12 protein-coding genes are annotated in these 19,033 nt (G+C 38.7%); 5 read left to right on the top strand and 7 right to left on the bottom strand.

Annotated features, from left to right (window positions below):
- Together IEX65_RS26255 and IEX65_RS26250 are read right to left on the bottom strand one after the other, a co-directional pair.
- On the bottom strand, window positions 1-5,894 hold a 5,894-nt coding region (locus tag IEX65_RS26255; RefSeq protein WP_188771078.1), incomplete at its 3' end, for an Ig-like domain-containing protein.
- Between the two features lie 102 nt (window positions 5,895-5,996).
- Window positions 5,997-7,361 (bottom strand): vanadium-dependent haloperoxidase, encoded by a 1,365-nt coding sequence (locus IEX65_RS26250; protein ID WP_188771076.1) that lies wholly within the window; start codon window positions 7,359-7,361, stop codon window positions 5,997-5,999.
- 667 nt (window positions 7,362-8,028) lie between these two features.
- On the opposite strand from IEX65_RS26250, the gene argH reads away from it, so the two are divergent.
- On the top strand, window positions 8,029-9,387 hold the full coding sequence (argH, locus tag IEX65_RS26245) for an argininosuccinate lyase (protein WP_188771074.1): 1,359 nt from the start codon (window positions 8,029-8,031) through the stop codon (window positions 9,385-9,387).
- Between the two features lie 77 nt (window positions 9,388-9,464).
- Here argH and IEX65_RS26240 read toward each other — a convergent pair whose 3' ends face one another.
- Entirely contained in the window at window positions 9,465-10,541 is a 1,077-nt protein-coding gene (locus IEX65_RS26240) for a glycoside hydrolase family 130 protein (protein WP_188771072.1), read from the bottom strand.
- Between the two features lie 77 nt (window positions 10,542-10,618).
- Between IEX65_RS26240 and IEX65_RS26235 the strand changes: the two genes are divergently transcribed.
- The 3 genes from IEX65_RS26235 (at window position 10,619) to IEX65_RS26225 (ending at window position 13,296) form a co-directional block, all read left to right on the top strand.
- Window positions 10,619-11,407 carry a cyanophycinase gene (locus tag IEX65_RS26235; protein WP_188771070.1) on the top strand — a complete coding sequence of 263 codons (789 nt, stop codon included), beginning with the start codon at window positions 10,619-10,621 and terminating at the stop codon, window positions 11,405-11,407.
- 143 nt (window positions 11,408-11,550) lie between these two features.
- The gene (locus IEX65_RS26230; protein WP_188771068.1) at window positions 11,551-12,708 is read left to right on the top strand and encodes an AIR synthase-related protein; all 1,158 of its coding nucleotides are present in this window, start codon (window positions 11,551-11,553) and stop codon (window positions 12,706-12,708) included.
- A 171-nt stretch (window positions 12,709-12,879) separates the two neighbouring features.
- Window positions 12,880-13,296 (top strand): Rieske 2Fe-2S domain-containing protein, encoded by a 417-nt coding sequence (locus IEX65_RS26225; protein ID WP_188771066.1) that lies wholly within the window; start codon window positions 12,880-12,882, stop codon window positions 13,294-13,296.
- A gap of 78 nt (window positions 13,297-13,374) precedes the next feature.
- Here IEX65_RS26225 and IEX65_RS26220 read toward each other — a convergent pair whose 3' ends face one another.
- Entirely contained in the window at window positions 13,375-14,538 is a 1,164-nt protein-coding gene (locus IEX65_RS26220; protein WP_188771064.1) for a sigma-54-dependent transcriptional regulator, read from the bottom strand.
- A 219-nt stretch (window positions 14,539-14,757) separates the two neighbouring features.
- On the opposite strand from IEX65_RS26220, the gene crtD reads away from it, so the two are divergent.
- Window positions 14,758-16,215, top strand: coding sequence for a 1-hydroxycarotenoid 3,4-desaturase CrtD (gene crtD, locus IEX65_RS26215; RefSeq protein ID WP_188771062.1), 1,458 nt, complete (start codon window positions 14,758-14,760; stop codon window positions 16,213-16,215).
- A 32-nt stretch (window positions 16,216-16,247) separates the two neighbouring features.
- Here the strand turns inward: crtD and IEX65_RS26210 are convergent, their stop codons facing one another.
- The 3 genes from IEX65_RS26210 to IEX65_RS26200 all read right to left on the bottom strand — a co-directional run bounded on the left by IEX65_RS26210 (window position 16,248) and on the right by IEX65_RS26200 (window position 18,899).
- Entirely contained in the window at window positions 16,248-17,012 is a 765-nt protein-coding gene (locus IEX65_RS26210; RefSeq protein ID WP_188771060.1) for an alpha/beta fold hydrolase, read from the bottom strand.
- A 53-nt stretch (window positions 17,013-17,065) separates the two neighbouring features.
- Window positions 17,066-17,407: a hypothetical protein gene (locus IEX65_RS26205; RefSeq protein ID WP_188771058.1), complete on the bottom strand. Its 342-nt coding sequence runs from the start codon at window positions 17,405-17,407 to the stop codon at window positions 17,066-17,068.
- A gap of 160 nt (window positions 17,408-17,567) precedes the next feature.
- On the bottom strand, window positions 17,568-18,899 hold the full coding sequence (locus IEX65_RS26200) for a vanadium-dependent haloperoxidase (protein WP_188771056.1): 1,332 nt from the start codon (window positions 18,897-18,899) through the stop codon (window positions 17,568-17,570).
- Window positions 18,900-19,033 lie beyond the last annotated feature (134 nt).

The raw sequence follows: 19,033 nt of genomic DNA, 5'->3' as shown, positions 1-19,033 counted from the left end.
CTGCCGCCTACGATTGGCGTTTGAGTGCTGCTGTTCAAGGTCTTCTTCAACGCTAAGTCGAACTTCTCGACTGATACACTTGCAGGGTCTTCGTCATCTTCGTCAGTTGCTGCTACTCCATCACCTACTACTCCAGTTCCTGTTCCATCTACATAGTTATCTGCTGGACTATCAACTTGACCACCTTTATCGTTTCCTAATATTCCATCAGGTGTACTATCTTTATCATTTAAGCTCAAGGTATTAGAAGCAGACGAAATCTCAGCTCTATTCACTAATGTTTGACCTTGATAAGTTGCTACATTATTAACTCTTAATGTAATCGTTCTTTTTACACTTGTATTGTAAGGTGCTATTGAAGCGATTGGTGTTTTTAGGGTTGCGATACTTCCTGTTACATTCCAGTTAGTTTCGACTGGGCTAATTGTCATTCCAGCAGGTATATAATCGCTTACTTGTACGTTAGTAGCAGTAATTGTTCCTTGATTAATTACTTCAATTTCATAAGTAACATCATATCCTGGTACAACTTTAGGGTCAGAAGTACGAACCTTTCTTAATGCTAAGTCGAATGTTTGAGTAATATTCAACAGAGCTGGGTCTTCATCATCTTCATCAGTTGCAGCCACTCCATCACCAACTACGCCTGTACCATTTCCATCTACGTAATCATCGGCAGGACTACTCACTTGTCCACCTTTATCATTTCCTAAAACTGCATCTGGAGTACTATCTTTATCAAGCAAACCCCTTGCATTGGTTGCTGCACTAATTTCTGCACGGTTTACTACTGAAGCTCCTTCGTAGTTAGCATCAATTTTAAATGTAATATCTCTTGTAACTGTAGCACCTGGGGCAATTGTTGGAATTACAGCGTTCAATGTTGCTTTTCCAGAAATTGCTGTCCATGTTGCATCAGATAGCGTTAAGCCTGTTGGGATATAATCTGTTACTTGAACATTCGTTGCAGTTACTGTTCCTTGATTAATAACCGAGATTGTGAAAGTAACATTATCACCTGGTTTGTATGTACCAGCCGTTTTCAATACTTTCTTCAAAGCCAAGTCGAATGAACAATCTTGTGGTGTTAAAGCAACTGAAGTCGTTGCAATACATCCATTTTTATCTGTTACAGTTACGCTATATGTTCCTTCTACTTTCGCAGTTAAGTCTTCTGTTGTTGAACCATCTGACCACAAATAAGTATATGGTGTAGTTCCTCCTGTTACCGACAAATTGATTGAACCATCAGATTTTTCACACTTAGGGTCAACTTTTGTTGTAGATACAGTTAATACTGCTGGCTGAGTAAGCGTTGCTGACGATGTAGCAATACAACCTTTTGTATCTTTAACAGTAATAGTATAAGTAGTATTTGGGTCTAAACCAGTAAATGTATTAGTAGCTGCGGCTGGTGTAGTGAATGCTCCACCGTTGATACTGAATGTATATTGTGGTGTACCTCCATTTCCGGTTGCTAAAATTTTACCATCTTTTGCACCATTACAAGTAATGTTTGTTGGAGTAAGAGTTACTGTTGGAAGTGGGTTAACAGTTACGATAACTGCATCCGTAGCTGTACAACCATTATTTGTACTCGTTGTACAAGTAACTGTATATGTAATATTGATTGCAGATACTCCCGTATTTATTGGAGTTACACTTACTGTTGCCGATGTTGAACCACCAACATTTGTACTCCAAGATAATGTACCTGCACAACCAGTTGCAGTTAATGTTGTTGGTGTTCCGCTACATACTTGGAAGTCGATTGGTAAACTTACCGTTGGTTGAGCGGTCACTGTAACAACACCTGTTGCTGTTGCTTTACAGTTATTTGAGTTCGTACAAGTAGCCGTGTAACCATAAGTGCCAGTCGCTGAAGGTGATACCGTAATTGTAGTGCCGGAACCTGTACCTGCTCCTGACCATACAACCGAACCTACACAGCCTGATGCAGTTAAAGTTGCAGTACCACCCGAACAAATTGTTTTTGAATCAACCGTTACTGTTGGGTTTGGATAAACCACAACAACTGTTGTTGCTGTTGCTGTACAACCTACTGTGTTTGTTACAGTTACTGTGTACGTTCCTGCTATTGTTGTCGTTACACTTGCACCAGTTGCAGTAAAGCCTGATGGGCCACTCCATGAGTAAGAAGTACCACCTGTTGCGGTTAATGTGACTGGGTCATTTTGACATTTAGGCCCATTGTTTGATGCGGTTGCTGTAACTGTGTTAGATTTGTTACAAGCTATAACCTCAAAATTATCAACATCCCAAACGCTGATACTTGCACTATTTCCTACTGGAGCATAAGCTGTCAATTGGAAATCATAAGTACTTGCTGATGTAAATGTAAAGTCTGCGTCAGCTGTAAAATCAATATTTTCAGTTGTCCAGTTTTGTGGGCTGGTCGTAGCATCTAATTTTTCATAAATCAATGTTCCTGCTTTATATACTCTAATCGCATATTTAGTAGGATAGTTGTTTGAAGCAGTTCCACCACTTGATGCTGGTGAAGGTGAGTATGTTAAAGTAGCTGCTGCTTTCTGATTAAACTTCAATGATGTAATTGAACCAACTTGTGAAGGTGTCAATGAAGCAGAGAACTTAATAGCCTTGCTCCAATCTGCTACTGTTGATACATTGGCAGAAATACACATAGCGTTATCTGTTCCTGAAACATTACTTGCACCAACCGTACAGCTATGGAAATTAACATCAGGGTTTTCTCTATAAATGTTAGTTGCTGTAATATTTATAAAGTTTGCTGAGTTTGGATACGCTGGTGTAAACTCAGCATAAGTATATCCACCACTCAATGCTTGGCAGTTATTCAAATCATATCTAATAACTGTTGCAGGATTACAAGTCAAACATACATTATTATTACAATCAGTTCCTGTTTTTACTGTTACTGTTGCAGGTACTGACTGAATACAACCATTCAAATTACAAGTTGCTGTATAAGTAGTAGTTGTTGTAGGAGACACCGTAATGGCAGTTGTATTTGCTCCTGTTGACCAACTTAATGTACCTGTACAGTTTGTAGCTGTAAGTGTTGCACTTCCACCTGAGCATATTGTTGCATTAGTAACATTTATACTTGGTGATGGTGCTAATGTAATAGTTGATAATGCTCTCGCCCCCTCGCAACTGTTTGTTGTACAAGTAGCGTAGTAAGTTGCATTAGCTGTTACATTATTGATTACATAAGGTGAACCTGTAAACAATACCGCTGTACCTGTAAGTGAGCCATACCACTTAACAGTTCCGCTACAATTAGTAGCTGTCAAGGTAACATCGGCCCCATTACACACTGTCGGACTATTTACTGTTACAGTAGGTCTTGGATTGACCGTAATAACATGAGTAGAATAAGTAGTCTTACAATTAGGGTCAATTGGCTTGATACAAGCATATACATAATATGTTACTGGTGAGCCTGTATTATTGGCAGGCATACCAGTAAGATTACTCAATGATATACTTGTAGCATTTGTTACGTTAGCTTCCTCATTCAGACACGTAACCTTAAATGTTGTATTGTCATAAGGATTTTGGCCTGCTGTCAAAGGTTGCGAGAATACACACCACTGAACATAGCCAGTATAGCCCGTTGACGATGTAAATGATAATGTAGGGATTTTATCTCCCGAACAAATCGTTACATTGTTTCCGTTTGTCCAAACAGGGCAAGAACAAGTAAGTACAACTACTTTAGAGGCCGAGCAAGTACCAGCAAGATTATCTTTTACATAAAATGTATAAGAAGTTCCTGAAGTCGTACCCGTCAAACCGCTAAATACATTTGAACTTTGCCAGTTTACATTATCCTTACTATAAGAAAAATCTCCACTGCCTCCTGTTGTTGTTAATGTAACTTTACCGTCTGCATTTCCGCAACTTGGTTGAGTAGTAACTGTTGTTGCCAAAGTAGGGGTCGCATAACAAGCAGTAAGTCTTACATTATCAAACTTGAGAGCTGAACCATTCGCATAGCCAACAATTCTTATTTTTGTTGTATTAGCAGGAGTTGTAAAGTTGATTGCTGCAATTGGTAATCTACCATAAGTGCCATAATCATTTTCAACAGTATATTTAGATGATGTTCCTAACAAAGTATTTCCGTTATACGCTTCCATATACACTTGTACAACTCCACTTGCAGGAGGGTTGTGCGTAGCAGCATCCATATTCAATGTATATGTTCTGTTACCTACAATCCCAGTCGTTACATCATTATATACTAAGTATGCACCCGGGTTATTGTTAGTATTTAAGATTGCGTAGTTTGTACCATCATTGTAAACACCAAAATCAATCAAAGCAGAGAAAAGGTCTTTTGACCAACCAGAAGTAGTTCCTCCAGCAAAGTCTCCGTTGGTAACAAAGTTATTCGAGATACAAGAAGTACAACAATTTGCAGAAGGCGTAGTGAATGTTTTATCTGTAAAACAAGCATCAACACTATTCCAAACTCTTACTGTATAAGTTGTGTTAGGTTTTAGATTTTTGAATGTTAAAGACGTTGCCCCAGACGCTTTAGTAATATTACTGGCCGCTCCAAAAATAGGCGATGTACCAAAGGTTGCAGCTTCTTTAATATTTGCTTCATAAACTGCCGTATTGCTCAAATTTGTAATAGTAACTGAACCATTATTATTAACCGTACCACCCGAACAATTTCCACCTGAAATTGCTAAATCAGGGTTGTTAATTACAGGGGAAGAACAAATACATTTAAAGTTGCCGCAAACAAAAGTGATAGATTTTCCCTGAGCACCAGCTTCGAAACCTAAATAGGTTTGAAATTTACCCGTCGATAAAACTAATCTTGAAACACAGTCTCCAGCAAAAGTAGTTACGTAGAGGTTTCCGTCAGGACCAAAAGCTAAATCGAAAGGGTTTACATCACCATTTGTATTTCCAGTAGCACTTGTGTAATTGTTAAAATTATATGAAGCTAATTCCGTACCTGATGGGCTATATTTTTTTACCATATCAACTCCACTGCCACCTAAAGTTGCCCAAAGGTTTCCGCTTGCATCAAATACTATCCCTCTAAACTGAAAACCAGACGGTGCTGTGACTATTCTGGTTGCAGTTCCCAAATTTGAATTCACATATTCAATCGTACTGGTACCACCTTGCCAGTTTGTAGTAACATAAACGTTTCCCGTAGAAGGTTGAACTGCCGCCCCCCAAAGGTCAGCAGCTGTTGAATTAACAAAAGTATTTCTTAGTTTAGAGGCCACAATCGAACCATACGTACCACTGCCGCCTATTATATCTACTTTGTATAAGCCTGTATAGGTAGAAACATATAAATATTTATAATCAGTACTGATAGAAACATCCAGTAAATCCTCTCCCGCTGGAAATTGAATAGGTGTTAGGAAAGCCCCTGCAATAATATCATACACACGAATTTGCCCTTGGCCTCCTGAAGTAGCAATATAAGCAATGTTTTTGGTAGGGTCAACGACCATACCTTCACCACCACCGTTAGGTAAACTACAACTCGTGATTGCAGAGTTTGAAGAAAACTGATAGACGTCAGTCCTTGAAGGTTGATTATTCACTAACTCCCCCACAAGCATATAATACTTGTCGCAGTTAAGAGGAGCGTTTTGTGCTTCGGCAGTTGATGATGAAAATAAAGAAAATAATAAAGCTAAAAAAGACAATACATATCCACCAATCAATTGGCGGAAAGATTGTGCTTTCATAGGCACGAATTTATTTTGTGTGAACCTTAGTAAAGGCATCGCAACAAAAGTTCGAGATATTTTCTTTGATAAAAAGAAGTATATCAACGAAGAAAAGAAATAAATAACTTTTCCTGCAATGTTGCTGAGGTTTGTCAGCCAAGATGTAGAATTTCTCATCAGATTATAATTGTAATTTTTCACTCAATTTTTTTTATATGGCTCAATAAATAATAGTTTATCTTATTTTCTATTTCACCTTACTATTGCCCTTTTGAAGTTTTATCTTCTCCAAGCTAAAGTATTAATGTTGTGTCCTATTTTTTTCCCTTCACTCAAACCAACTTCATTGTCTTGTCGGGTATGGATGCCTCCGTATAATCTTGAATTGGCTGATTCTAAGGCCGACTCCCAAAATGAATTAAAGCTCCTTGCTTTATATTCCACTAAATGTTCTTCATCTTTGGGGCGACCTACGTGCGAGTTATCAATAAATTTAAAGTTATCCCCGTATAAATTTGTTAGTACTGTGGCACTTGCCGAAGCCTGTCCTGCGTGTCCCGAATAAAAGGCTGGGAATGGAGGTTCGGGCCAGTATAAATCCCACATCGTATCTACATTATAAAAGATAAAGAAAAATGGGCGTTCGGCATGATACGTATATTTACACTTCCAACAATTAATAAAGGCATCGGCTACTGCCATGCCTACTCGTGCATACGTTTCGGCGGCCTTGAATAAATCTGGCTTGGCATTTTTAATCGCAATCGTTGCTAAATTATACGAATGCCCTGGTGGCGAAAAAGTTTGCGATGGGTCATCACCCCACCAGTTAGCAATTTCTTTTTCCTCCTGCGTCAGATTTTTTCTTTTATGATAAACCTCCATCATCTGTTTGTAGTAGTCTGAATCTTCATGATAATCAAACTTGATAATTTCAGGAACGGCTAAAACTCCATTGGCAGGAGCAAAAGTTCGGTTATTTCCCCAATAAGGATGAAGAGGTAATGCCACGGGTGATTGTCCCTTTGGCGGAGACTTCCAATAACCTTTGCCTTTTGGTAATTGATAAGTACTATCAAAATTACGTTTATAGCCCTGATACCCTCCATCGATTTTCGACCATTCAACTATTGCTTGAGCTATTTCCTGTCCATACTTCACAGAGCGTTCTCTCACTTCTTGCGAAGTTGTAGATACTTGAGATTGGTAAATTAAATTTTCTAATGAATCAATGCTGGCTTTGTTTGCTGCACTCGTATGCTCATATAATTGTTTAAGCATATATGACTGACCCGCATTGAGCGACAGTATCCAATTATATTTTTTAGACTTTTCTACTTTAGGAAGATTTGCCAAACCACTAAGTTGGCCATCGAGACTTTTATTTTTAGGAGAACCATTCACCACTGTTTCATACATGGTAAGACCCATATAACCTACCGCACGAGAACCATACGTAGGCGAACCATTAGGTGTTTGCTTCATTATTCGGACAGTCATTTGTCCCCACTGAATTGCAGCTGAGGCACTTTGATTTTGAGCTAAATCTGCGTCATTATCAAAACCCAAACATAAGGTCGTATTCACTACCATAACAACTACAGTGATGAGACTAACTTTATATTTCAAGAAATCCAACAGCATAAAAGTTTATTCAGTTTACCTAATTTGGTTAAGAAGTTTTCTAAGTAATCTTTTCAGAATCACTTAATTAATAAAATGAATAAATCTTGAGATTGGAGAACATATACGGAAGAGATTTCAGATAAAATACCTGAAATAGCAAATAGCCTAAGCAAGAGGCTTGCATTTTTTTTCTTGTAGTAAAAGTTCACTCAATAGCAAAGATTCAATATAGCTAACAAACGAATTTTCTTCATTAAACCGAAGTAAATTCATTTGTAATTTTTTAGACTTATTTAGGTAATGTATGTAACTAAAAAAAATAAAAAAATTATTAATTACATATTTATATTCCTATTCAAAAAGTTTTTTTAGCAACAAGTAGCCTAATGGCATAGTTTTTGAGGGTGTAATATACCCTCTTTAGAAAGCTCTTATCTAAATCTATGCCAAACCATGATAGATGGCATATAATTTAAATTTTACAAGAAATCACAACAAAAAGCCTTAAATTATTAAAAAATATACACCTAAGTCACAGAGGGTATATGCCCTTTTGGGATAAATTATGCAAAAATCATGCTAAAAAATTAGCAAGCGGATATATATATCTAAAAACACACAAATTATCTTCATTCCCAATAAAAAACACCGTTAATTTGCGGTGTAATAAAACCCCTCAAATCAAGTGAAACTTTGGCAAAAGGAAAGCAGTAAAAATTTAGGAAAACAGGAAGCGGCCTTCCGTATTGAAAAATTTACAGTCGGTCAAGACCGTGAAATGGACATGTACTTGGCTGAGTTCGATGTTATCGGCTCGATGGCACACGCCATTATGTTAGAGAGTATTGGCTTACTCGAAACCAATGAATTAGGACACGTCCTGAATGAATGTCGAAAGATATATAATGATATTTTAAATGGCAAATTTTTAATTGAAAAAAATATCGAAGACGTACACTCGCAGGTAGAGTGGTTATTGACACAAGCACTTGGAGATACTGGTAAAAAAATACATAGCGGTCGCTCTCGCAACGACCAAGTATTAGTTGACCTTAAACTTTTTATGCGTCATCAATTACGTCAGATAGTAAACCTCATCGAAGCACTCTTTCATAAGTTAGTAGAACTCAGCAATAAACACAAAAATGATTTACTACCAGGCTATACGCATCTGCAAATTGCCATGCCCTCATCGTTTGGTTTGTGGTTTGGAGCTTATGCAGAAAGTTTGGTTGATGATGCTGTTGTGCTTCAAGCAGCTTACAAGGTTGTGAATAAAAACCCGTTAGGTTCGGGAGCTGGCTATGGAAGTTCGTTTCCACTCAACCGAACGCTTACGACTAAACTACTTGGTTTCGACGACCTTAATTATAATGTAGTCTATGCTCAAATGACTCGTGGCAAAAGTGAGTATGTGGTACTTTCAGGACTTACCTCTTTGGCTACCACACTATCACGTATGTCGATGGACATCTGCTTGTATAATTCACAAAACTTTGGGTTCGTAACGCTCCCCGATGATTTCACAACGGGAAGTAGTATTATGCCTCATAAGAAGAACCCCGATGTGGCAGAATTACTACGAGCCAAAACCAACCGATTGAAAGGTTTGCCAACCGAACTCGCTTTCGTGACGAGTAACCTACCGAGTGGGTATCACCGAGATATGCAGATTCTAAAAGAAATCTTGATGCCTGCCTTCGACCAAATGATTGAGTGTCTGGACATTGCTCACTTTATGATGTCGAATATTGAAATAAAGCCAAACCTTTTAGAAGATAAGAAATATGACCCAATATTTTCGGTTGAACGTGTGAATGAATTGGTAATGCAAGGGCTACCTTTCAGAGATGCGTACTTACAGGTAAAAGATGAAATTTTTGGTGGCGGCTACGAAGCTCCACGAGATTTGAACCATACACTCGAAGGAAGTATAGGAAATCTTTGTAACGATGAAATCACGAAAATGATGAACGATGTAATCAAAGGCTTCGACTTCGTGAAAGTTGATACCGCTTTGGAAGAATTATTGAATTGGAAGTAATTTTCATACAGAAATAAAAAGGAAGCCTTCGGACTGGGCGTCCCCCTTTAAGCGAAGGCTTACTCAAAACTATATCTTTACTTCTCACAAACCGCAACCGCAATTTTAGAATCAGCAGTGCCATAATACAAATACCATTTCTTCTTGAAATTCACCAACCCTTCCACAAACACTACATTATTTACTTGTCCTGTAAATTCATAAGGCTTGTCTGGCTCAAAGAAAAATGTCTTCGAGCGGTCGATAACTTTAGTTGGGTCATTTTTATCAAAAAGCACTTGCCCAGCACGGTAGGCATTTTTTGTATCTTTACTTTTATTCTGAAAACCTTTGTTGGCACTATTATATATAAGGAATATTCCATCTTCTTTGATAAACGCCGCTGGACCTGATTCTACCAACCAACTATCAAAATTATCATCACGGGGCTTTACGATTGGCTTGGGTTTTCCTGTTTCATCTTCCAAAATTGTCCAGTCAATTAGGTTATCTGAACTGGCCAAAAACAAATTGGTATCCCCCCAATACATCCAATATTTTCCATTGATTTTTGTAGCCACAAATCGCTCACCGACTTGCTTAGTTATTATCGCCCCCGACTTAGACCACAACATTTCGTTTTTAGGGTCTTTGAAAGCCAAGCCTTCTTTTTTCCAAGTTTGTAAATCAGCCGATGAAGCAACACAAAGTCGAGCCGTTTTTCCATCATAAGCTGTGTAGGTCAAAATATACTTCCCATCTTCGGTTTCGACCAATCGAGGGTCTTCAGTCCCTCCTGGGTATTCGTATTTTTTCATAAAATCATTGTCAGGATAAAACACTGGTTTAGTCTGACGCTTGAAATGAATACCATCTTCACTAACGGCCAAACCTAAACGAGAAGTGCCATCGACAACCTTCAAAGTGTCTTCGGCACGATATAGCAAATAGACCTTACCTTCACGCACAACTGCCGAAGGATTATAGACATCTTTGGCTTCCCAATTGATAGTTCTTTTCATAATTGGGTCGTCGAAAGTAGTAGTGTCATTGGGTAATAAAATCGGATTTTCGGAATCAGATTTCACGAATGGTGTGAGTTGCCAACTTTGCTCTACTTTATTTCGGCAAGAAGAAAAAGCAAAAAGAGAAATAATTAAAAGGTATTTTTTCATAGGTTTGTATGAATGTATTTGGGTTGATATATAAAGCCAAAGGTATAGAAAATTTATCACAAACTAATCCCTAAAAAATGCTACGCAAAATTTTCATCCTACTATTTTTAATCTCGAAAATTGCTATTGCTCAAGAGCAATTAATCATGGTTGGTGGCGGCAAACGCACACCCGATATTCTAACAAAATTCATCGAATTAAGTGGAAACGAAAACGGAAAGATTCTGGTGATTCCGTGGGCAAGTGGCGAGCAAGAGGTTGCGGCTTCAAACATTAAAAATGAAGTAGCTGCTATTTCAAAAATAGCAGTCGAAAAAGCTCCATTTGCACCACTAACTGCCGAAACCAAAGCCGCACTTTTAGCACAACTCAAAACAGCAAAAGGCATATTTTTCTGCGGTGGCGACCAAAACCGAATCATGGAGGTTTTGAAAGATGGAGAACTTTTCAAGACCATGCACGAGCTTTATAAAAACAAAGTAGTGTTTGCAGGTACAAGTGCTGGCACAGCCATTATGTCGGAAATTATGATTTCGGGCGAAGGAGATTTCAAAGTAATTGATGGCTCGAAAGTCGAAACAAAAAAAGGACTTGGCCTGATGAATGAAATCATTGTTGACCAACATTTTATCAAGCGTCAACGCCAAAACCGTTTGATTGGGTTGATTTTCAAAAACCCGACTTTGTTGGGTGTCGGAATCGATGAAAACACAGCTTTATATGTAGAACAAAATCGCTATGCCGAAGTGCTGGGCGAAAGCCAAGTGATGATTTTTGGAACCACCAAGCAAGCCAAAGAAATGAAGTTTATCATGCTCGAAAAAGGCGAAAAATATGATTTGAAAAAGCGAAAGAAGATAAAATAAAAACTACCACGGAGGCACAGAATACACAGAGAAACACGGAGCAGGTTCGCTATAAAACAATTCGATTTTCAAATAATTCTTAATTCTTAATTCTTAATTCTTAATTAAGCCTTACCTTTGTAGCTCAATTAAGAATACAAAAAATGACTGACCGTTATATGCAGCGTGGCGTTTCGGCCGCCAAAGAAGATGTTCATAAGGCAATCGAAAAGCTCGATAAAGGACTTTTCCCGAAAGCATTCTGCAAAATTTCGCCCGATACACTCGGTGGCGATGCTGAATATTGCAATATCATGCACGCCGATGGTGCTGGTACAAAAACATCTTTGGCATATTTATATTGGAAAGAAACAGGCGATATTTCGGTATGGCGTGGCATTGCACAAGACTCAATCGTGATGAACACCGATGATTTGATTTGTGTGGGTGCGGTTGGTCCAATGCTGATTTCATCGAGTATTGATAGAAACAAAAACAAGATCCCAGGAGAGGTAATTGGCGAAATTATCAACGGTACAGAAGAGTGCTTAGAAATGCTTCGCAACCATGGAGTAGAGATTTACAGCACAGGTGGCGAAACTGCCGATGTGGGCGATTTAGTACGTACGATTGCCGTAAACAGCACAATCATTGCTCGTATAAAACGCTCTGATGTAATCTCAAACGATAATATCAAAGCAGGTGATGTAATTGTAGGCTTGGCTTCGTATGGTCAATCCAACTACGAAACAGCGTATAATGGTGGAATGGGGAGTAATGGTCTGACGTCTGCCCGACACGATGTTTTAGCAAAAACTTACGCCGAAAAATATCCAGAAAGTTACGATGGAGAAATAAACAAAGATTTAGTTTATAGCGGAGCAAAATTATTGACCGAAGAAATTGCGGGTGTCAATGTTGGTAAGCTTATCCTCTCTCCTACTCGAACTTTTGCTCCAGTTGCCAAAGCTTTCTTGGCCGAACTTCGACCGCATATTCACGGAATGGTACATTGCAGCGGTGGAGCTCAAACGAAGGTTTTGCATTTTATAGAAAACTTGCACGTAATCAAAGATAATCTTTTCCCGGTTCCGCCATTGTTCAAATTGATTCACGAACAAAGTGGTACATCGTGGCAAGAAATGTATAAAGTTTTCAATATGGGACACCGTTTGGAAGTTTACCTCGACGAACAATATGCTCAACGCATCATCGAAATCTCGCAATCGTTTGGTATTGATGCCCAAATAATTGGCCGAGTTGAAGCTGCTGAAAGCAAAAAAGTAACCATCAAAAGTGAATTCGGAGAGTTTGTTTATTAATCCTTTAGAAAGATTCTAAATATATCAAATACTCAGAAGGAGGTGCAACCAGCACTTCCTTTTTTTACGTCCTTACCTCAACTAACCGAATTCTTCTCATTCAAAACACCATTCTTGCATAGATAGACTTTTACTCATTTTCTATTATTTACCTTAAAAAAGTTTCTATTTATGAAGAATCCAGAAGCAATCTCACGTAAAGATTTTTTGATGAAAATTGGTTTCAGCGGTGCCGCTTTGATGGCAGCTCTTACCTCTTGCGGAGGGGATGACACTGTCACTCCTATTTCGGCCTTTACCGTCGATTTATCAACTACTACTGCACTCAACAATGTTGGTGGGTATATCAAAACAAACGGCGTGGTTTTAGCTCGAATTGCCGCTGGCAGTACAAGTGCTGCTTTTGCAGCCATTGCTCGCACCTGCCCACATGAGAAAAAAGACCAAATCATCTATAATTCATCAAAAGGGCAGTTTCAGTGTATGGCCCACGATTGGTATTTTAAAACTAACGGAACGGGCGTAGGAAATGGAAGTATTACTGCTTATACGGTTTCGCTTTCAGGAACTACTTTGAGTATTTCTTAATAGGCCGTCTGAAATAAAAAAACGTCGGCAAGATTTTGAACCTTGCCGACGTTAATATTATCAATGCTTAGAATAGAATTAGAAACCAATTCCTGCATAAAGTTTCACATCATCAAGTGTGATGGTCGGGCCACACATAATTACCAAACGTTCTACTACGTTACGTAACTCACGTACGTTCCCTGTCCACGGAAGGTTTTTCATGTATTCCATTGCATCGGCATCAAATTCTTTCGTTGCATCTCCGTATTCTTCGGCTACATCATTCAAGAATTTATCGGCCAATAAAGGTATATCATTTTTGCGGTCAGCTAAAGCAGGTACGTGAATCGGAATTACATTCAGACGGTGGAATAAGTCTTCACGGAAATTACCTTCGGCAATTTCTTTGCGTAAATCTTTATTCGTTGCCGCAATCACACGTACGTTTACTTTGATTTCTTTATCGCCGCCTACACGGGTAATCTTGCTTTCTTGCAATGCACGAAGCACTTTTGCTTGTGCCGAAAGGCTCATATCGCCAATCTCATCTAAGAAAAGTGTACCGCCATCGGCTTGCTCAAATTTACCGATACGTTGTTTGATGGCCGAAGTAAAAGCACCTTTTTCGTGACCGAAAAGTTCGCTTTCAATCAATTCAGATGGAATAGCCGCACAGTTTACCTCAACCGAAGGTTGATTACAGCGGTTACTCTTTTCGTGAATCTGCTTCGCAACCATTTCTTTACCCGAACCATTCGGCCCCGTGATAAGTACACGAGCCTCAGTTGGAGCAACACGGTCGATGGTTTCTTTCACCTTCTGAATCAGAGGAGATTCCCCAACGATTTCGTTGATTTTGTAGATTCTGCGTTTGAGAACCTTTATTACTTCTACGTCTTTGCTTTTCTCGATGGCGTTGCGTACCGTTACGAGCAGACGATTCAAATCAGGTGGTTTTGTAATGAAATCAAAGGCTCCTCTTTTGGTTGCCTCCACAGCGTTTTCTACATTACCAAAAGCCGAAATCATAACAAACTGAGTCATTACTCCTTCTTCTTTGGCTTTCAACAGCATTTCGAGTCCATCTAATTTAGGCATTTTAATGTCGCAAAGGGCTACATCGTACTGTGTTTTCAGCACCATTTCAAGTCCTTCCTCTCCATCTTTTGCTTCATCTACTTCGTACTCTTCATATTCCAAAATGTCACGAAGGGCATCTCGGATACTTTTTTCGTCATCAACAATCAATAATTTTGCCATTGGTGGTTCTACTCTTATAGAGTTTAATTGATTTTATGATTTAAGGGTATATTTCTAATTGAGACGCAAAATAAGCAAAAAATCTCAATTTTGTTGATATTTTTAATATTTTAGTAGATATAGAATCTATCATAACAAGCAAGAAGTATTTTTTAAGTAAAACTTCTAACACAAGCTTCGGATAAAATGTTATATTACAAACAAAAGGATTTTTAATTGATGAAAGTAGCAATAATTGGTGCAGGTATCGGGGGAATAGCCACGGCCATTCGTTTGGCTAATAAAGGTCATGAAATAGAAATTTTTGAGGCAAATTCTTACCCTGGTGGAAAGTTGAGTGAGTTTCAGCAAGGCGAATATCGGTTTGATGCTGGGCCTTCGCTTTTCACGATGCCACAATTTGTTACCGAATTATTTGAGCTTTCGGGAAGAAATCCTGCTGATTATTTTCAATACACCAAACTACCAGAAGTTTGTCGATATTTTTGGGATGATGGCACAAGACTCAACGTTTCGGCCAACATCAGTGAGTTTGCTAAAGATGCAGAAAATAAACTGGGCGAACCAGCAGAAAATATCACAAAATTCTTGAAAGAAGCCGCTTTTAAATATGAAATTCTGAGCGGACTGTTTCTCGAAGATTCGCTGCATAAATTCTCGACTTGGACCTCTAAGAAGGCATTCAGAGGTTATCTGAATTTACCCAAAATGGGCATTTTTGGCACAATGAACAAAGCAAACGAAAGTTTTTTCAAACAATCAAAAACCGTTCAATTATTCAATCGTTATGCTACTTACAATGGTTCTGACCCCTATCAGACTCCTGCGACGCTCAATATTATTCCGCATTTAGAATACAACGTTGGGGCCTTTTTTCCGAAAGATGGCATGTTTGGCATCACACAAAGTTTGGTCAATTTGGCAAAAGATTTAGGTGTAAAATTTCATTTTGGTGCGAAGGTTGAAGAGATAATTGTTGAGGAGAAAACCGTAAAAAATGTAAGATTGAATAACGAAATATTGGCTTTTGACAAAGTAATTTCTAACATGGATGTAACGCCAACGTACCGAAAACTACTCCCAAAAGCCAAGCATCCAGATAAAATTTTAAACCAAGCAAAGAGCGGTTCAGGTTTGATTTTTTATTGGGGAATCAAGAAAGAATTTAAAGAACTGAGCTTGCACAATATCTTTTTCTCGAATGATTATAAGACCGAATTTGAGCATCAATTTCAGAAAAAAACGATTTATCACGACCCGACAATTTACCTGAATATTACCTCGAAATACAAAAAAGACGATGCTCCCGAAGGTTGCGAAAATTGGTTTATTTTGCTCAATGCACCAGCCAACGAAGGTCAAGATTGGGATACAATAATTGCCAAAGCTCGCCAAAATGTAATTGATAAATTGAGCAGGAATTTAGGCGTAAACGTAGGAAATTTGATAGAAAACGAGTCGATTCTTGACCCTCGAAGCATAGAAATGCGTACTTCTTCGGCCCAAGGAGCTTTATACGGCAATAGTTCTAACAATAAATTTGCGGCATTTCTGCGTCATGCAAATTTCTCTTCTGACATTAAAAACCTGTACTTTGTGGGCGGTAGCGTTCACCCAGGTGGTGGGATTCCGCTGGCACTTTCATCGGCCAAAATTGTGGCGGATATGATAGCATAAAAATAGAGACGCATTCGGTGCGTCTCTATTTTTTAACTAATGAAATCTAAAACTGCCGCTACAAATTCGGCTGGTTTTTCGGCTTGTACCCAATGCCCAGCACCTTCGATAGTTTGAACGATAGCATTCGGAAAAATATCTCTTATAACAGGAATATCTTCATCATAAATATAGCCTGATTCACTTCCTCGCAAAAATAACGTTGGGGCGGTTACTTCTTTAGCGTCCGTAAAATCGCCACCGATTTGATAAATCTCTCTGCTCAAAACTGGCAGATTTATTCTCCAATCAAACTTACCATCTTCCGTGCGATAAAGGTTTTTGAGTAAGAATTGTTTTTCGCCTGCATTGGTTACGTATTTTGATAGCTGAACATCAGCTTCATTACGATTTGTGAGCGTTGATAAATCAATCGAATTTAAGCCTTGAATAATATGTCCGTGATGCGATGGATAAAACTTAGGAGCAATATCAACCACGATGAGTTTTGAGTATTTATCGGGGTATTTCATGGCAAAGTGCATGACGGTTTTGCCACCCATCGAATGCCCAATGATTACAGGCTTTTCGAGTTGATTATCTTCGATAAACTCGTTTAAATCATCGGCCATTAGTTCGTAGCTAAAATCTTCACTACGAGGCGATTGTCCGTGATTTCGAGCATCAATGGCATATACGGCATAGCCTTTTTCGGCTATCATTTTACTAATCGAAAACCAATTATCTGACGAGCCAAAAACACCGTGTAGAATCAATATCGGCTGGCCTTCGCCCGTTTTTCTAAAAAAAAGCTTCATGTTTTAATTTTTTAAAGCACAAAGGTAAAGGTTTTCAGCTTAGAAACATTAGGCTAATTTGTTTGTGAATTATAAAGTCCTTTAAAAAACTGGATTCCACCGAAAATAATTGCCCCCCAAAATATAAATCCAATATTTGCTAAAGTCGCCACGGTTCCGCCAACACACCACAATGCCCCATACAACATATCTTTTTTTGCTTGCTCTCGTTTTAGTTCACTTATTTGTTCTACAAGATTTTCAACTATCGTAGAAGCAGTATCAGCATCAATTCCTTTTTCTTGAAGTAGTTGTTTTACATCTTCGGGGTCTTTTTTAGCATGTAGCAGTTCGTTGGCGGCATAATCGTATATTTTATCTACGATTTCTTGTGGATTACTTTCGTTGTTTTCCATGTTGGTTGAGTATATTTAGATGGTTTTAAAATCAACTTTTAGCATAGCAGTGCAACATAAATTATTGATTAACAACAATTTACCTTTAGAACAAATTATAATTGAAAGAAACTGCGTGTAATAGTTTACACAAAACTATTACGAAGGAACTACTGATTTACTACCCTCTCTTAAACTTCAACTCACAAACATTCTTACCAATACGTTTGCCATTTTTTAGGCCTTGTTCGTTAGAATTTCGGTAGTGAATACCACCGTAAAGGCGAGATAAAGCAGCTTCATCGGCAAATTCAAAGAATGATTCGAACGAGCGAGGTTTGAAGCCTCTGCCAGTGTGAGAATTGTCGGTGAAACGATAATTGAAACCAAATAAATCGGATAATACTTGGGCAGTTGCCCCCGATACTGAGGCATGACCAGAAGTATATTCAGGAAAAGGTGGTGTGTCGAGCAGGGGTGTCCATGTACGGTCAATGGTTGTGCGAATATACGAAACTGGACGAAGCACGTTGTGCATAAACTTGCATTTCCAGCACGAAATAAAAGCATCGGCAGCGGCAATGCCTACTTTACAAAAAACTTCTGCCGTACGGTCTAATTTAAGCTTTTCGGCCACGATAATCTGTGAAGCAATCGAAACTGCATGGCCGGGTGGAGTAAACGTTTTTCCTGCATCATCTGACCAGTATTTTGCAATCATTGTTTGTTCGGGCGAAAGATTTTTTCCTGCACTATAAACCTCTAAGGCTTGTGAGTACATCACCGACGAAATACTGGCTTCACAACGTGGTGGCGTGGGTAATTCAAAATCGGCATCGCCTTTTACGAACGGACGATTTTGCCCCCAATACGGTTGAAGAGGAATCTGCTGCTCGCCAGTGGGTGTCCAAACACAAGCACCGGTAGCTGGCTTATAATCTTTCGGAAAATTCTTCTCGTAGCCTTCGTGTCCGCCATCGCTTTTTGAATAATCAAAGACCGCTTTGGCTACGGCTTCGCCAAATTTGATGGAACGTAAAGCAGTTTCTTTATCGACGTCATTTTGATATTTTCGTTCAAAAACACCTTTCAAAGAATCAATTTTTACCAAATTGATTTTCGATGTATTGGCATAAAGGCTCTTGATGATGGCCGCTTGGGCGGCATTGGCAGCCAGAATCCAGTGGTAGTTTCTTCCAGCCTCAATTTTTGGACTTGTCTTAAATTCATTCAAAACACCCACAAGCGATTGATATTCGGGCATTCCGTTGACCAACGATTCATAAAGTGTAAGACCAGAATAACCCAATGCTCGGGAAGCCACTGGAGGCGAAAAACCAGAGGTTGTAGGAATTAATCCTAATTGTAGATTAAACCATGCCACAGCTACTTCATTTGAGTATTCTTTGGCAGGTTTTTGCGAGAAAGCTACTTCAATCAAAAACATCACAAAGCTAAGAGCCAATATGGCTACTTTTCTTAACTTGTTTGATATGTTTTGTTGAGTAAGCATAATCAAATTTACGAATTGATTTCTAAAACAAAAAATTTTTGATTAAGTAGCCGTTACCACCGATGGTACTCTTTTCGAGTGTCCATCGGGGTATCGGCAGAGCTTAAACAAAAATAAATTAAGAAATCATCGTG

This window comes from Emticicia aquatilis (assembly GCF_014644295.1).
Lineage (GTDB): Bacteria > Bacteroidota > Bacteroidia > Cytophagales > Spirosomataceae > Emticicia > Emticicia aquatilis.
Note: the sequence above shows the minus strand (reverse complement) of the source record. Positions and strands in the feature narration are given on the sequence as shown.

Bases quoted from the DNA above. Each gene is read 5' to 3' on its own strand.
- crtD (WP_188771062.1), top strand. From the start codon at position 14,758: ATGAAAGTAGCAATAATTGGTGCAGGTATCGGGGGAATAGCCACGGCC.
- IEX65_RS26205 (WP_188771058.1), bottom strand. From the start codon at position 17,407: ATGGAAAACAACGAAAGTAATCCACAAGAAATCGTAGATAAAATATAC.
- IEX65_RS26210 (WP_188771060.1), bottom strand. From the start codon at position 17,012: ATGAAGCTTTTTTTTAGAAAAACGGGCGAAGGCCAGCCGATATTGATT.
- IEX65_RS26240 (WP_188771072.1), bottom strand. From the start codon at position 10,541: ATGAAAAAATACCTTTTAATTATTTCTCTTTTTGCTTTTTCTTCTTGC.
- IEX65_RS26235 (WP_188771070.1), top strand. From the start codon at position 10,619: ATGCTACGCAAAATTTTCATCCTACTATTTTTAATCTCGAAAATTGCT.
- IEX65_RS26230 (WP_188771068.1), top strand. From the start codon at position 11,551: ATGACTGACCGTTATATGCAGCGTGGCGTTTCGGCCGCCAAAGAAGAT.
- IEX65_RS26250 (WP_188771076.1), bottom strand. From the start codon at position 7,361: ATGCTGTTGGATTTCTTGAAATATAAAGTTAGTCTCATCACTGTAGTT.
- IEX65_RS26200 (WP_188771056.1), bottom strand. From the start codon at position 18,899: ATGCTTACTCAACAAAACATATCAAACAAGTTAAGAAAAGTAGCCATA.
- IEX65_RS26220 (WP_188771064.1), bottom strand. From the start codon at position 14,538: ATGGCAAAATTATTGATTGTTGATGACGAAAAAAGTATCCGAGATGCC.
- IEX65_RS26225 (WP_188771066.1), top strand. From the start codon at position 12,880: ATGAAGAATCCAGAAGCAATCTCACGTAAAGATTTTTTGATGAAAATT.